16 protein-coding genes are annotated in these 12,444 nt (G+C 68.3%); 10 read left to right on the plus strand and 6 right to left on the minus strand.

Annotated features, from left to right (window positions below; genetic code table 11):
* Positions 1-227: 227 nt before the first annotated feature.
* From hda to AC5P8Z_RS04220, 3 genes are read right to left on the minus strand one after another with little or no spacing between them, the layout of a single operon-like run.
* Complete coding sequence (gene hda / locus AC5P8Z_RS04210) at positions 228-935, minus strand: DnaA regulatory inactivator Hda (protein WP_286071135.1); 708 nt, start codon at positions 933-935, stop codon at positions 228-230.
* Positions 935-2,104, minus strand: a complete 1,170-nt coding sequence (locus AC5P8Z_RS04215; protein ID WP_286071134.1) for an AI-2E family transporter — start codon at positions 2,102-2,104, stop codon at positions 935-937. The genes hda and AC5P8Z_RS04215 overlap by 1 nt, the downstream gene beginning before the upstream one ends.
* Positions 2,101-3,228: a DUF2066 domain-containing protein gene (locus AC5P8Z_RS04220; protein WP_295565470.1), complete on the minus strand. Its 1,128-nt coding sequence runs from the start codon at positions 3,226-3,228 to the stop codon at positions 2,101-2,103. The genes AC5P8Z_RS04215 and AC5P8Z_RS04220 overlap by 4 nt, the downstream gene beginning before the upstream one ends.
* Positions 3,229-3,340: 112 nt before the next feature.
* Here AC5P8Z_RS04220 and purM point away from each other — a divergent pair, with 112 nt between their 5' ends.
* The 7 genes from purM to AC5P8Z_RS04255 all read left to right on the plus strand — a co-directional run bounded on the left by purM (position 3,341) and on the right by AC5P8Z_RS04255 (position 8,275).
* Positions 3,341-4,399 carry a phosphoribosylformylglycinamidine cyclo-ligase gene (gene purM / locus AC5P8Z_RS04225; protein WP_286071132.1) on the plus strand — a complete coding sequence of 353 codons (1,059 nt, stop codon included), beginning with the start codon at positions 3,341-3,343 and terminating at the stop codon, positions 4,397-4,399.
* A 21-nt stretch (positions 4,400-4,420) separates the two neighbouring features.
* Entirely contained in the window at positions 4,421-4,915 is a 495-nt protein-coding gene (locus tag AC5P8Z_RS04230) for a hypothetical protein (RefSeq protein WP_286071131.1), read from the plus strand.
* Positions 4,912-5,334 carry a hypothetical protein gene (locus AC5P8Z_RS04235; protein WP_286071130.1) on the plus strand — a complete coding sequence of 141 codons (423 nt, stop codon included), beginning with the start codon at positions 4,912-4,914 and terminating at the stop codon, positions 5,332-5,334. The genes AC5P8Z_RS04230 and AC5P8Z_RS04235 overlap by 4 nt, the downstream gene beginning before the upstream one ends.
* Positions 5,335-5,375: 41 nt before the next feature.
* Entirely contained in the window at positions 5,376-6,035 is a 660-nt protein-coding gene (locus AC5P8Z_RS04240) for a DUF2238 domain-containing protein (protein ID WP_495228225.1), read from the plus strand.
* Positions 6,035-6,694 carry a phosphoribosylglycinamide formyltransferase gene (gene purN, locus AC5P8Z_RS04245; protein WP_286071128.1) on the plus strand — a complete coding sequence of 220 codons (660 nt, stop codon included), beginning with the start codon at positions 6,035-6,037 and terminating at the stop codon, positions 6,692-6,694. The genes AC5P8Z_RS04240 and purN overlap by 1 nt, the downstream gene beginning before the upstream one ends.
* Before the next feature lie 67 nt (positions 6,695-6,761).
* The gene (locus tag AC5P8Z_RS04250; RefSeq protein ID WP_495228227.1) at positions 6,762-7,589 is read left to right on the plus strand and encodes a DUF3108 domain-containing protein; all 828 of its coding nucleotides are present in this window, start codon (positions 6,762-6,764) and stop codon (positions 7,587-7,589) included.
* A 2-nt stretch (positions 7,590-7,591) separates the two neighbouring features.
* Positions 7,592-8,275 (plus strand): DUF3108 domain-containing protein, encoded by a 684-nt coding sequence (locus tag AC5P8Z_RS04255; protein ID WP_286071126.1) that lies wholly within the window; start codon positions 7,592-7,594, stop codon positions 8,273-8,275.
* 36 nt (positions 8,276-8,311) lie between these two features.
* Here the strand turns inward: AC5P8Z_RS04255 and AC5P8Z_RS04260 are convergent, their stop codons facing one another.
* From AC5P8Z_RS04260 to AC5P8Z_RS04270, 3 genes are read right to left on the minus strand one after another with little or no spacing between them, the layout of a single operon-like run.
* Positions 8,312-8,629 carry an EF-hand domain-containing protein gene (locus tag AC5P8Z_RS04260; RefSeq protein WP_286071125.1) on the minus strand — a complete coding sequence of 106 codons (318 nt, stop codon included), beginning with the start codon at positions 8,627-8,629 and terminating at the stop codon, positions 8,312-8,314.
* Positions 8,626-9,897 (minus strand): UDP-N-acetylglucosamine 1-carboxyvinyltransferase, encoded by a 1,272-nt coding sequence (murA, locus tag AC5P8Z_RS04265; RefSeq protein WP_286071124.1) that lies wholly within the window; start codon positions 9,895-9,897, stop codon positions 8,626-8,628. The genes AC5P8Z_RS04260 and murA overlap by 4 nt, the downstream gene beginning before the upstream one ends.
* A gap of 21 nt (positions 9,898-9,918) precedes the next feature.
* Positions 9,919-10,149, minus strand: coding sequence for a BolA family protein (locus tag AC5P8Z_RS04270; protein ID WP_005408396.1), 231 nt, complete (start codon positions 10,147-10,149; stop codon positions 9,919-9,921).
* Between the two features lie 54 nt (positions 10,150-10,203).
* On the opposite strand from AC5P8Z_RS04270, the gene AC5P8Z_RS04275 reads away from it, so the two are divergent.
* From AC5P8Z_RS04275 to lptC, 3 genes are all read left to right on the plus strand, one after another.
* On the plus strand, positions 10,204-11,205 hold the full coding sequence (locus tag AC5P8Z_RS04275) for a KpsF/GutQ family sugar-phosphate isomerase (RefSeq protein WP_286071123.1): 1,002 nt from the start codon (positions 10,204-10,206) through the stop codon (positions 11,203-11,205).
* A 66-nt stretch (positions 11,206-11,271) separates the two neighbouring features.
* Positions 11,272-11,820, plus strand: a complete 549-nt coding sequence (locus AC5P8Z_RS04280; protein ID WP_286071122.1) for a KdsC family phosphatase — start codon at positions 11,272-11,274, stop codon at positions 11,818-11,820.
* On the plus strand, positions 11,817-12,392 hold the full coding sequence (gene lptC, locus AC5P8Z_RS04285; RefSeq protein WP_286071121.1) for an LPS export ABC transporter periplasmic protein LptC: 576 nt from the start codon (positions 11,817-11,819) through the stop codon (positions 12,390-12,392). The genes AC5P8Z_RS04280 and lptC overlap by 4 nt, the downstream gene beginning before the upstream one ends.
* The last annotated feature ends 52 nt before the right edge of the window (positions 12,393-12,444 follow it).

The following is a 12,444-nucleotide window of genomic DNA, read 5'->3' on the forward strand; positions in this document are numbered from 1 at the left end:
GTGCAGTACGCAGTCCCGGCAGATCGCGGGAACCTGTCGAAGGCGGGGTGGGTCCGGTTGCGGGGGCGTGAGCCGCATGGATGCGGCGACCGAGCTTACATGGACGTACTTGCAGCGTCCCCCGCAACCGGACCCACCCCGCCATCCCACGGATAGCCAGCTTTTGACGTTGACGTTGCTTCGGCTTCAGCGGGTGCAGGGCGCAGCCCTGCAAACAAACCCCACCCTCAGTAACGAGGCCGGCCTTCTTCCAGCACCTGGCGCAGGAACGGCACGGTGATCCGCCGCTTGGCTGCCAGCGATTCGCGGTCCAGCCAGTCCAGCAGCGTGATCAGTCCACCCAGTTCACGCCCGGTGTGCGACAGCAGCCACTCGATGGCGGCCTCGTCGATCGCCAGCCCACGGCGAAGTGCACGCTCACGCAGCACCGCCGCGCGACCTTCCTCATCCAACGGCTGCAGCAGCACGCGCACGCACTGGCCCAGCCGCGAACGCAGGTCCGGCAGCACCAGGCCCAGTTCTTCCGGCGCCTTCTGCGCCGTGTACAACACGGTGACGCCCGCGGCGCGCGCACGGTTGTGGAAATCAAACAGTGCGATCTCGTCCTCGCGATGGCCGGCGACCTCATCCAGGCCATCCAGCGCCACCAGTTCGCGCGAGTCCAGCCCATCGAGCGCCGCGCGCACGCGGCCGGCCGCGCTGGCCAGCGGCACGTAGGTCGGCAGGCGGCCGGCCTGCTCGGCACTGGAACACATCGCCAGCGCCTGATGGGTCTTTCCGGTGCCCGCCGCCCCTTCCAGGTATACCCAATCGTGGCTGGCGCCCACTGCGATCGCGCGCAGCTGCGCCAGCGCGCCATCCGGCGCGCCGATGAAGGTCTCCAGGCGCTGGTCCCGCGGGTAGTGCAGGGCCAGCGGCAGTTGCGGCACACCCATCACTTCAGGTCGGGGCCCTTGTCGTTCGGGATGATGATATGGGGCTGGTCGACCACGCCATCAAGCACGATCGCCGGCTTCTCACCGACGTACAGCTCACTCTGGCGGTAGCGCTGGTGGGCATAGCGCAGCAGCACGTTGGTCACCGCCGCCACCGGCAACGCCAGCAGCATGCCGAGGAAACCGAACAGCTGGCCACCGGCCATCACCGCGAAGATCACCGCCACCGGATGCAGGCCGATCTTGTCGCCGACGATGCGCGGGGTCAGCACGTAGCTCTCCAGCAGCTGGCCGACGGTGAACACCACGCCGACCAGTATCAGCAGCTTCAGGTCGAAGCCCTGCGCCTGCACCAGCGCGGCCACGATCGCCATCAGGATGCCGGTGGTCGCGCCCAGGTACGGGATGAAGCTGATCAGGCCGGCAATCAGGCCGATCAGCAGGCCCAGCTTGAGGCCGACCAGCGACAGGCCGCCGGCGTAGATCACGCCCAGCGCCAGCATCACCAGGAACTGGCCGCGGATGAACGCGCCCAGCACGTCGTTGGACTCACGCGCCAGCGCGCTGATGGTGCCGATGTGGTTGCGCGGGATCACCGAAGCCACGCGCTCGACCAGCTTGTCCCAGTCACGCAGGAAGTAGAACGCCAGGATCGGCAGCAGCAGGATGTTGACCACCCAGGTCACCATCGCAAAGCCCGAACGCGAGACGTAGCCCATGAACGTGGTGGCGAAGCCGCCGGCCTGCTGCCAGTGGCTGCGCACCCAGTCGATCAGGCGGTCCGGATCCAGCCACTGCATCACTTCCAGGCCGGTCTTCTGCTCGAACCAGGGAATGCCCTTTTCCATCAGCCACGCCTGTGCCTGCGGCGCGACTGCGATCAGGGTGGTGATCTGGCGCTCGATCATCGGCACCAGCACCAGCAGCAGGGCCACGATCACCAGCACCATCGCCGCGAACACCAGCACCACGCCGGTCATGCGCGAACGGCCGGTGGCCTCGATGCGGTCCACCAGCGGGTCGCCCAGCCAGGCCAGCGCCAACGCCATCACGAACGGAGTCAGGATCGGCGCCAGCAGCCACACCACCCAGCCGACCAGGCCGGCGAACAGGATGTACTTCAGGCGGCGCAGGAACTGCGCGATTTCCGCTTCCGGGGTCAGAGTCATCGCAGGCGGTACTCGTTGCTGACCGGGGCGGCCACGGGGGCACCGGTGGTGTCATCGATCGGCGCCGGCAGTGCCGGCAGCGTGGCGCTCGGCACCAGCACGCCGTTGTCGCCCAGCATGCGGTTGAAGCCGGCCAGGCCGGTGGTCATCTCCAGGCTCAGTTCCAGCTGGCCAGACGAGGCGTGCAGCGGGGTGACGTTGCGCACCACCGGCACCTCGCGCAGGCCGGCGGCCAGGCGCAGGTAGTCGTCGGCGCTGTTGATGCCGGTCACCACCACGCGGTAGGTGCCGGCCTGGCCGGTCGCCACGCCGGCCTTGGCATAACGCTTGACCAGCGCATCGGCGGCGCCGTCGGCACCGGCCGCCATCGCACGCATGGCGTTGGCGTCCTTGCTGGTCCACTTGTTCAGTTCGCGGCCGTTGTCGACGAACACCCAGTCGGCCTGCCAGCCACCATTGGCGCGGTACAGCTTGCCGATCAGCTGCATCGGCGGCGAATAGCGCGACGAGGCGCGGGCCACGGCGGCACTGTCCTGGCGCCAGATGGCCCCGGCCAGCGCCTGTTCGGCAGCCCCCCCAGTGGGCAGCCCCAGCTTGTAGCCACGCTCGATGGCGCGGTTCAGCAGCGGTCGGGCGGCATTGGCCTGCTGCACGCTGACCAGGCGCGGGCCGGTGCCGTCATCGACGGCCAGCCACAGCACCGGCTTCGGTCGCGGCTGCGGCCACAGCGGCAGGCCCAGCGCCGACACCAGCGAATCCACGTCGTCCTCGCGGAAGCGTGCCACCAGCAGGGTACGGAAGCTGGGGGCGCCGCTGGCGCTCACGCTCTGGTCCTGCTTGTAGTCGTAGCTGGCCACGTAATCCTTGGCATTGCGCAGGGCCTGCACAACGCCGGGGCGTGACATCACGTTGCGATCGCCGGACAACTTGCCCAGAACCACGCTCAGCGCGCGGGCCAGGGCGCCGTTGCGATCGGCTTCGGCCTGGCTGTTGACGGGCACTTCGGCCTCGTACGCGCCCGTGGCGGTGGCGACATCACCCTCGGTGCGCAGGCCGCTCTGGGCCATCGTGGCCACCGGCAGGCTCAGTGCAATGAGCAGGGTTAGAATCAGGCTGCGGCGCATCAGGACATCCATTGGCTCGACGTATCCGGGGGGAATTGTTGCCCGAATACGGACTTTGCGCCAATGCGGCCTGTTAAAATCGCCCGTTCAACCCCTGCCAGCGCCGACGCCCGTGACCAACACCCCGTCTTCCGCCCCCTCCCCCCTCACCTACCGTGACGCGGGTGTCGACATCGACGCCGGCAATGCGCTGGTCGAGCGGATCAAGCCCCTGGTCAAGCGCAGCTTCCGCCCGGAAGTGATGGGCGGCCTGGGCGGCTTCGGCGCCCTGTTCGACCTGTCCAACAAGTACCGCGAGCCGGTGCTGGTGTCCGGTACCGATGGCGTGGGTACCAAGCTGAAGCTGGCCCACCAGCTGAACCGCCACGATACGATCGGCATCGACCTGGTCGCGATGTGCGTGAACGACGTGCTGGTGCAGGGTGCCGAGCCGCTGTTCTTCCTGGACTATTTCGCCACCGGCAAGCTGGACATCGACACCGCTGCGGCGGTCGTGGGTGGCATCGCCAACGGCTGCACCGAGGCCGGCTGCGCGCTGATCGGCGGCGAAACCGCTGAAATGCCCGACATGTATGCCCCGGGCGAGTACGACCTGGCCGGCTTCACTGTCGCCGCGGTCGAGAAGAGCGAGCTGAAGGACGGCGCCAGCGTGGCCGCCGGCGACGTACTGATCGGCATCGCCTCCTCCGGCCCGCATTCCAACGGCTATTCGCTGGTGCGCCGCATCTACGATCGCGCCGGCCGCCCGGCCGATCTGGAGCTGGAAGGCGGCGTGAAGCTGGTCGATGCGCTGATGGCGCCGACCCGCCTGTACGTCAAGCCGATCCTGTCGCTGCTGAAGTCGCACGGCGAGGCCATCCACGGCATGGCCCACATCACCGGTGGTGGCCTGACAGAGAACATCATCCGCGTGGTGCCCGACGGCCTCGGCCTGGACATCCAGGCCTCGTCCTGGACCCTGCCGCCGGTGTTCCAGTGGCTGCAGAAGGAAGGCGCGGTAGCCGACAGCGAGATGTGGCGCACCTTCAACTGCGGCATCGGCTTCGTGCTGATCGTCGCGCCGGACCAGGTGGCTGCGGTGTCCGAGGCGGTCAAGGCGCAGGGCCTGGAGCACTGGACCATCGGCCAGGTGGTCAGCGCCGAAGGCGCCGAGCGCGTCCACATCGGCTGAGCCCGGCAACCAGGAGCCCGCATGGACGCAACGCCCCCCGTGTCGCCCGCCCCCGCACCCGTGCCGCCGCCGCTGGCGACGGTACCGGCGTTCAGTGTCCAGGATGCCGACCACCTGCGCATGCTGGCCATCGCGCACTACGTGGTCGGTGGCCTGATCGTGCTGTTCTCGATGATCTTCATCCTGCACATCGTGATCGGCATCGCTGCGTTGACCGGCGCGCTGCCGTTCGAGTCCGACGGGCAGACCGCCTCGCAGCAGGAGCAGCGTCTGGTCGGCTGGGTGTTCACGCTGATGGGCTGCGCCATCGTGTTCGGCGGCATCACCCTGGGGACATTCGTGATCTATGCCGGCCGCTGCCTGGCCCGCCGCCGCCGCCATCTGCTGTGCCTGATCGCGGCCGGCCTGGCCTGCCTGTTCACGCCGGTCGGCACGGTGCTGGGGGTGTTCAGCCTGATCACCCTGCTGCGCCCGCAGGTGAAGGCCGCGTTCGCCGCTCCCGCCACGGCCGCATGACCGCCTCCGGCAATCCACCGCCACTGCCGCATCAGACCCTGGCGCAGCTGCAGCGGATCAGCCATCTGCAGACACTGAGCGTGCTGTTCTACGCCTTGGCCGGTTTCCACTGGATGGCCGCCGTGGCCTTCCTTGGCCTCAGTGGATGGGTGGCCCACTCGCGCGGGCTGGACGATGCCTGGATGCTCACCACGGTCTATGCCTCGATCGCCCTGCTGGCCATCGTGCTGGGCGTCGTGCAGCTGCATACCGCGCGCCTGCTGTCACGCCGCACTGGGCTGGTCTGGTGCCAGCGCGCGGCGTGGCTGGGCGTGCTGGCTGGCCCGCTGGGCATGGCGTTGACCGCCTATGCCTGGGTGTTCCTGTCCAAGCCGGAGATGACTGCGCTGTTTGACCGCGGCGACCATCTCAGCGTCTGAGCCAGCAGGCAGACGACCCGCCCTTCCCAGATCGCCCCGACATGTCCTCGCCTGCCCTCCCAACGACCGCCTCACCCACCCGCTACCGTTTCTCGGGCCCGAAGAAGCTGGCTTTCAGCGCCGTGCTGGCCGTGTTTGCGCTCAGCTGGGTGCAGCCGCTGTGGCCGACCGAACAAGCCCTGCACAGCACCCTGACCGTGATCGGCCTGGCCGCGCTGCTGTGGGTCGACCGTCGCGGTGGCTGGCTGGGCAACGGCGCTTTCATCGCCATCTGTGGCTTCATCGCCCTGCACTGCGTGGCGGCGCGCTGGCTGTACTCCAACGTGCCCTACGACGCGTGGGCGCAGGCGCTGACCGGATGGTCGCCCAACGCGGCATTCGGCTGGCAGCGCAACCATTTCGACCGCCTCATCCACTTCCTGTTCGGCGTCTGCTTCACCCCGGCGCTGCTGCAGCTGGCGCGCCATGCATGGCCGGCGCTGCGCCTGGGCCAGGCCTTCACCCTGGCGGTGATGACGGTGATGTGCGCCAGCCTGGTCTACGAGTGGTTCGAGTGGGGTATCGCGATGGCGCTGTCGCCGGATGCCGCCGAGGCCTACAACGGCCAGCAGGGTGACATGTGGGACGCGCACGCCGACATGTTGATGGCCACCGTCGGCAGCCTGCTGACCTGGCCGCTGGTCCGCCGGAGTTCCCCGTAATGAATACCTCCACCCGTATCGCCGTGCTTGCCTCGGGCCGCGGCAGCAACCTGCAGGCCATCCTCGACGCAATCGGCAGCGGCCGCCTGCAGGCCGAGGTGGTCGGCGTGTTCTCCGACCGCCCCGCTGCCGAGGCACTGCAACGCGTCGATCCGGGCCTGCGCTGGGCACATGCGCCGAAGGAATTCAGCGACCGCGCCGCCTACGAGCTGGCTCTTGGCGACGCGCTGGCAGCAGTACGGCCGGACTGGATCGTCTGCGCCGGCTACATGCGCATCCTCGGCGCGGCCTTCGTGCAGCGCTTTGATGGCCGCCTGGTCAACATCCATCCGTCGCTGCTGCCACTGCACAAGGGCCTGGATACGCACGCCCGGGCGCTGGAGGCCGGTGACGCCGAACACGGTGCCAGCGTGCACCTGGTGGTGCCGGAGCTGGACGCCGGCGCGGTACTGGCACAGGCGCGGGTGCCCGTACGGACCGGCGACGACGCGCAGGCCCTGGCCGAGCGCGTGCTGGCGGTGGAACACCCGCTGCTGATCGCCACCCTGCAGCTGCTCTGCGCGGGTCGCCTGGCTGAACGGGAAGGACAGCCCTGGCTGGACGGTCACCCCCTGTTTAGCCCGTTGGCCCTAGATTCCGCCGGAAACCTGAACCGGTAACGCCTTTGCACACGCCCCGCTGACTGCGGGGCTGGCATCCTGCCTCCTCCTGCGGTCCCTGTCCTTCATGAAGACCACGACACTGCTGTCCACTTCATTGCTGCTGTCGCTTGCCGTGCTCCCCGGCGTGGGCTGGGGCCAGCCACAGGCGCCCGCTGCGTCGCCGGCGCCGCCGCCTGCACCCGCTTCGCTGCCGCCGAACGAGCCGAGCGCGCCGTTGTTGCCGGCGCTGGCCTGGGAGCCGCCGCCGCTGCAGCCGTTCACCGCCACCTACCAGGCCTTCTACAAGGGCAAGGAGGCCGGTGATGCCAGCATGCAGGTCACCCACACCGGCGGCAGCCAGTGGCGGGTGGACATGCAGGTGGTCGGCCGCCGTGGCTTCGCCAGCGTGCTGGGCCTGAACATCGAACAGAGCACCGTGTTCGAGGAGCGCGGTGCCACCTATGCGCCGTTGAGCCAGAGCACCGTGCGCAAGGGCCTGTTCCTCGGCAAGAAGGCCGTCGGCACCTACAACTGGCAGGCCGGTACCGCGCAGTGGACCGGTGACGTCAAGAAGGAACGCGCGCAGCCGATCCCGCTGCAGCCCGGTGACCAGAGCGCGCTGCTGATCAACCTGGCAATCATGCGCGACGCCCGCCCGGGCGCCACCATGCATTACCGCTACGTGGACATGGGCAAGGTCCGCCAGCATGACTACCAGGCCGCACCGCAGACCGAGAACGTCGAGGTCGGCGACCTGTCCTACAACGCGCTGCGGGTCTACCGGACCAACGGCGGCAACAACGAAACCATCCTCTGGATCGCCAACGGTGTCCCCACCCCGGTGCGCATCCTGCAACGCGAAGACGGCGAAGACCGCGTCGACCTGCGCCTGATCGAATACCAAGGAGTCTGAGCATGAGCACCCTGACCCGTCCCCTCACCTGGATCGCCGCTGCCGCGCTGACCGTGGCCAGCCTGCCGGCGATGGCGCTGGAACCGTTCAAGGCCGATTACCTGGCCAGCTACATGGGCATGCAGGCCAACGGCAGCATGACGCTGAGCAGCGAAGGGGCCAACAAGTGGCGCTATACGCTGCAGGTGAAGAACCAGCTGGCCGACCTGAGCCAGAGCACCGTGTTCGAGGAAGTGCGTGGCCAGCTGCGCCCGCTCAGCAGCCAGGACCGTTCGGCCCTGCTGGTGAAGAAGCGCAACGTGCAGGCCAACTACAACTGGACCAGCAACCAGGCCACCTGGACCGGTGACATCAAGCCGGACCGCGCAGGACCGATCGCGTTGAAGACCGGCGACATGGATGCCCTGCTGATCAACCTGGCGATCGCCCGCGACCTGGCCGCCGGCAAGCCGCTGACCTACCGCATGGTCGACGAGGGCCGGATCAAGAACATGACCTACCGCGTGATCGGCAAGGAATCGATCACCGTGGGTGGCAAGAGCTACGAGGCCACCAAGGTCTCGCGTGCCGACGGCAACAAGGAGCTGATCGCCTGGATCGTGCCGGACTTCCCGGTGCCGGCGCGGATGCTGCAGCGTGAGGGCGGCCGCGATGCGCTGGACCTGACCATCAAGGCGATGAACTGACCCCACAGAAAAACGCCCGCTTGCGCGGGCGTTTTCTTATTTCTTCTCTTCCGCTTCGGCCGCCTTGAACTCGGTACGGCAGTCCACGCGGATCTGCTCGCCGGTGCTGCGCCAGACGAAGGTACGGCAATGGCGGTTGCCGTCCTGGCTGTCGTTCACCGCAACCGCATAGAACGACTCGATGATCTCGTCACGCGTGACCGTACCGTCGCCGTTCCAGTCCATGTCCTTCTGCTCGATGCCCTGGGTGATGGCGATGTTGGCGTACCAGGCATAGCCCAGCCACGCCAGCACGATCAGCACCAGCGCCAGCAGCGCCTTGCGACGCGGGCTGAATTTCCCGCGCAGGATCATGGCACGCGCCGGATGGTGGCGCCGAGCGAAGACAGCTTCTCTTCGATGTTCTCGTAGCCACGGTCAAGGTGGTAGATGCGGTCGATGGTGGTGTCACCGTCAGCCATCAGGCCGGCCAGGATCAGCGACGCCGACGCACGCAGGTCGGTGGCCATCACCGGTGCACCGCTCAGGTGCTCACTGCCACGCACGATGGCGGTGTGGCCTTCGACCTGGATGTCCGCGCCCAGGCGCAGCAGTTCGTTGACGTGCATGAAACGGTTCTCGAAGATCGTTTCGTTGATCACGCCCACGCCGTCGGCCACGCAGTTGAGCGCCATGAACTGCGCCTGCATGTCGGTCGGGAACGCCGGGTACGGCGCAGTGGTCAGGTTCACCGCCTTCGGCCGCTTGCCCTGCATGTCCAGGGTAATGGTGTCTTCGGTGGTGTCGATCTTGGCACCGGCCTCGACCAGCTTGGACAGCACGGCATCCATGGTGTTCGGGCGCGCGCGGTTGACGGTGACCTTGCCGCCGGTCATCGCTGCGGCCACCAGGAAGGTGCCGGTCTCGATGCGGTCGGGCAGCACTTCGTGGCGGCCACCGGACAGCCGCTCGACGCCTTCGATCACCAGGCGGGCGGTGCCCAGGCCTTCGATCTTCGCGCCCAGCGCGATCAGGCAGTGCGCCAGATCGGTCACTTCCGGTTCCATCGCACAGTTGTCGAGGATGGTGGTGCCTTCAGCCAGCACCGCGCCCATCAGCACGTTCTCGGTGCCGGTGACGCTGACCATGTCGAAGGTGAAGTGCCCACCCTTCAGCCGCTTGGCGGTGGCCTTGATGAAGCCATTCTCGACCACGATCTCGGCACCCAGCGCCTGCAGGCCCTTGATGTGCTGGTCGACCGGGCGCGAGCCGATCGCGCAGCCGCCCGGCAGCGACACTTCTGCGGCGCCGAAGCGGGCCAGCAGCGGGCCCAGCACCAGGATCGAGGCGCGCATGGTCTTGACCAGCTCATACGGTGCCACGTGCTGGTTCACCGGGCGCGGGTCGACCACGATCGCGCTGCCGCGCGACAGCGTGCCCTGGTCGATGGTGACGTTCGCGCCCAGTTCGCCCAGCAGCTTCACCGTGGTGACCACATCGTGCAGGTGCGGCACGTTGGTGATCTCCACCGGCGCATCAGCCAGCAGGGTCGCGCAGAGAATGGGGAGGACGGCGTTCTTGGCGCCGGAGATGCTCACTTCACCGTGCAGCGCAGCGCCGCCGGTCACAACGATCTTGGCCATGTATTCGGGATCTTCTGCGGTTCAGCCGGCTTCGGCCGGGGTCACGGTTTTCAGCGCCAGCGCGTGGATCGCGCCGCCCATCAGGTCGCCCAGGGTGGCATACACCATGCGGTGGCGGGCCAGCGGCATCTTGCCGGCGAAGGCCTCGCAGACCACGGTCGCTTCGAAATGCACGCCATCGTCGCCCTGCACGTCGGCGCGGGCGCCGGGCAGGCCGGTTTCGATCAGATTGCGGATGGTGTCGGCGTCCAACGGGCTTTCCTAATAAAATGTGCCTCCATTCTACTTCCGCTGCGTGGCGTCCGCATGGCCGAATCCCTGTTGCCCCCCCGTTCCGTCGACCCTGCCGGCCTGGTCGCCAGCGGCCGCCGCGTCTTCGAGATCGAGCGGCAGGCGCTGGATGCCGTGGCCGACCGCCTCGGCGAGGCCTTCCAGCAGGCCTGCCAGGCGATCCTGGCCAGCCGCGGCCGGGTGGTCGCCACCGGCATGGGCAAGTCCGGGCATATCGCGCGCAAGATCGCCGCCACCCTGGCCTCCACGGGCACGCCCGCGTTCTACGTGCACCCGGGCGAAGCCGGCCACGGCGACCTGGGCATGATCACCGAGGACGACGTGGTGCTGGCCCTGTCCTATTCCGGAGAATCGGACGAAGTGCTGATGCTGCTGCCGGTGCTCAAGCGCCAGGGCAACGTGCTGATCTCCATGACCGGCCGTGCGCAGTCCAGCCTGGCTGCCGCCGCCGACGTCCACCTGGACGTGAGCGTGCCGGCCGAGGCCTGCCCGCTGGCGCTGGCGCCCACCTCCAGCACCACCGCCTCGCTGGCGATGGGCGATGCGCTGGCCGTGGCCCTGCTTGACGCACGTGGCTTCACCGCCGATGACTTCGCCCGTTCACACCCGGCTGGCAGCCTCGGCCGCCGCCTGCTGCTGCATATCACCGACGTGATGCATACCGGCGATGACCTGCCCCGCGTGGCCGCCGACGCCAGCCTCAGCGAAGCGCTGGTGGAAATGAGCCGCAAGCGGCTGGGCATGACCGCCGTGGTCGACGCCGACGGCGTATTGATCGGCCTGTTCACCGACGGCGACCTGCGCCGCGCGCTGGACAGTGCGCTGGACGTGCGCACCGCGAAGATCGCCGACGTGATGACCCGCAACCCGCGCACCATCGGTGCCGACCAGCTGGCCGTGGAGGCCGCCCGGCAGATGGAAACCCAGAAAATCAATGGCCTGATCGTGGTCGATGGCCACGGCCGCGCGGTCGGCGCCCTGAACATTCATGACCTGTTGCGGGCCCGGGTGGTTTAACCGAGAGTCCATAGACCCCATTCAGTCTGTAACGCCGCACCCGCCCCCAACGAGCCTGCCGCCCTGATGCCCTGGTCCCCCCTGCCCGCCTTCCCCGCCCACCTGCATGCCGCCGCGGCCCGTATCCGCCTGGCCTGCTTCGACGTGGACGGCACCCTCACCGACGGTCGGCTGTACTACGACAAGGACGGCAACGAGAGCAAGGCGTACTTCGTGCAGGACGGTCTGGGCCTGAAACTGCTGCAGCAGCACGGCATCCATCCGGTGCTGATCACCGCGCGCAACAGCCAGTCCGCGCTCAAGCGCGGCGCCGACCTCGGCATCGATACCCAGATCGCCGTGGGCGACAAGCTGGCCAGCGTGCAGGCCCTGTGCGCGCAGCACGGCATCGGCCTGGAACAGGTGGCGTTCATGGGCGACGACCTGCCCGACCTGGGCCCGCTGGGCGCGGTCGGCCTGGCCGTCGCCCCGGCCAATGCCCATCCGTGGATCGCCGAACGCGTGCACTGGCAGACCCGCGCCGAGGGCGGCCGTGGTGCCGCGCGCGAGCTGTGCGACGTGCTGCTGGCCGCCCAGGGCCGCGTGGATGCGGTGCTGGCGAGGTTCGGCGCATGAACCTGCCTGCACTGAACTGGCGCACCGTGCTCGGCATCGGCCTGCTGCTGGCCGCCCTGCTGAGCAGCTGGGCGGCGCTGCGCAACCGCGACAAGGGGCCGGCCAAGGGTGGCCAGGAAGTCGGCGTGGACTACGTCCTGCACGACTTCCAGATCGTCGCCCTCGACGAGCAGGGCAAGGAATCGACCACGCTGCGCGCGCCGCTGCTGGAGCGCCAGCGCGGTGACCAGACCATCAACATCGCCACCCCGCTGTTCGAGATGCCCGACAAGGATGGCCGGCACTGGACGCTGCGTGCCGAGACCGGCTGGCTCAGCGCCAAGGGCGACGAAATGAAGCTGCGCGGCAAGGTTGCCGGCGACAGCCCGGCCGGCCCCGGCGTGGTGCCGACCACCTTCCGCACCGACCACCTGGATGTGTTCCCGAAAGAGAACCGCGCCCGCACCGATGCCCTCGTGACCATGACCCGCCCGGGCATGGAGCAGTCCGGCGTCGGCTTCGAAGTGGATTCGAAGAACAACACGTATCATTTCCTCAGCCAGTCCAAGGGTCGTTACACGCCCAAGCACTGATTCCGCCACCAGCCTGCGACGTCTCCGGACAGGCGCAAGGCCGGCAGCCCCG

This window comes from Stenotrophomonas sp. YJH_SMC_17 (assembly GCF_059371655.1).

What these genes read in the sequence shown, in the direction of transcription:
- hda (WP_286071135.1), bottom strand. Translation starts at nt 935, where the DNA reads ATGGGTGTGCCGCAACTGCCGCTGGCCCTGCACTACCCGCGGGACCAG.
- AC5P8Z_RS04215 (WP_286071134.1), bottom strand. Translation starts at nt 2,104, where the DNA reads ATGACTCTGACCCCGGAAGCGGAAATCGCGCAGTTCCTGCGCCGCCTG.
- AC5P8Z_RS04220 (WP_295565470.1), bottom strand. Translation starts at nt 3,228, where the DNA reads ATGCGCCGCAGCCTGATTCTAACCCTGCTCATTGCACTGAGCCTGCCG.
- AC5P8Z_RS04230 (WP_286071131.1), top strand. Translation starts at nt 4,421, where the DNA reads ATGGACGCAACGCCCCCCGTGTCGCCCGCCCCCGCACCCGTGCCGCCG.
- AC5P8Z_RS04235 (WP_286071130.1), top strand. Translation starts at nt 4,912, where the DNA reads ATGACCGCCTCCGGCAATCCACCGCCACTGCCGCATCAGACCCTGGCG.
- AC5P8Z_RS04240 (WP_495228225.1), top strand. Translation starts at nt 5,376, where the DNA reads ATGTCCTCGCCTGCCCTCCCAACGACCGCCTCACCCACCCGCTACCGT.
- purN (WP_286071128.1), top strand. Translation starts at nt 6,035, where the DNA reads ATGAATACCTCCACCCGTATCGCCGTGCTTGCCTCGGGCCGCGGCAGC.
- AC5P8Z_RS04250 (WP_495228227.1), top strand. Translation starts at nt 6,762, where the DNA reads ATGAAGACCACGACACTGCTGTCCACTTCATTGCTGCTGTCGCTTGCC.
- AC5P8Z_RS04255 (WP_286071126.1), top strand. Translation starts at nt 7,592, where the DNA reads ATGAGCACCCTGACCCGTCCCCTCACCTGGATCGCCGCTGCCGCGCTG.
- AC5P8Z_RS04260 (WP_286071125.1), bottom strand. Translation starts at nt 8,629, where the DNA reads ATGATCCTGCGCGGGAAATTCAGCCCGCGTCGCAAGGCGCTGCTGGCG.
- murA (WP_286071124.1), bottom strand. Translation starts at nt 9,897, where the DNA reads ATGGCCAAGATCGTTGTGACCGGCGGCGCTGCGCTGCACGGTGAAGTG.
- AC5P8Z_RS04275 (WP_286071123.1), top strand. Translation starts at nt 10,204, where the DNA reads ATGGCCGAATCCCTGTTGCCCCCCCGTTCCGTCGACCCTGCCGGCCTG.
- AC5P8Z_RS04280 (WP_286071122.1), top strand. Translation starts at nt 11,272, where the DNA reads ATGCCCTGGTCCCCCCTGCCCGCCTTCCCCGCCCACCTGCATGCCGCC.
- lptC (WP_286071121.1), top strand. Translation starts at nt 11,817, where the DNA reads ATGAACCTGCCTGCACTGAACTGGCGCACCGTGCTCGGCATCGGCCTG.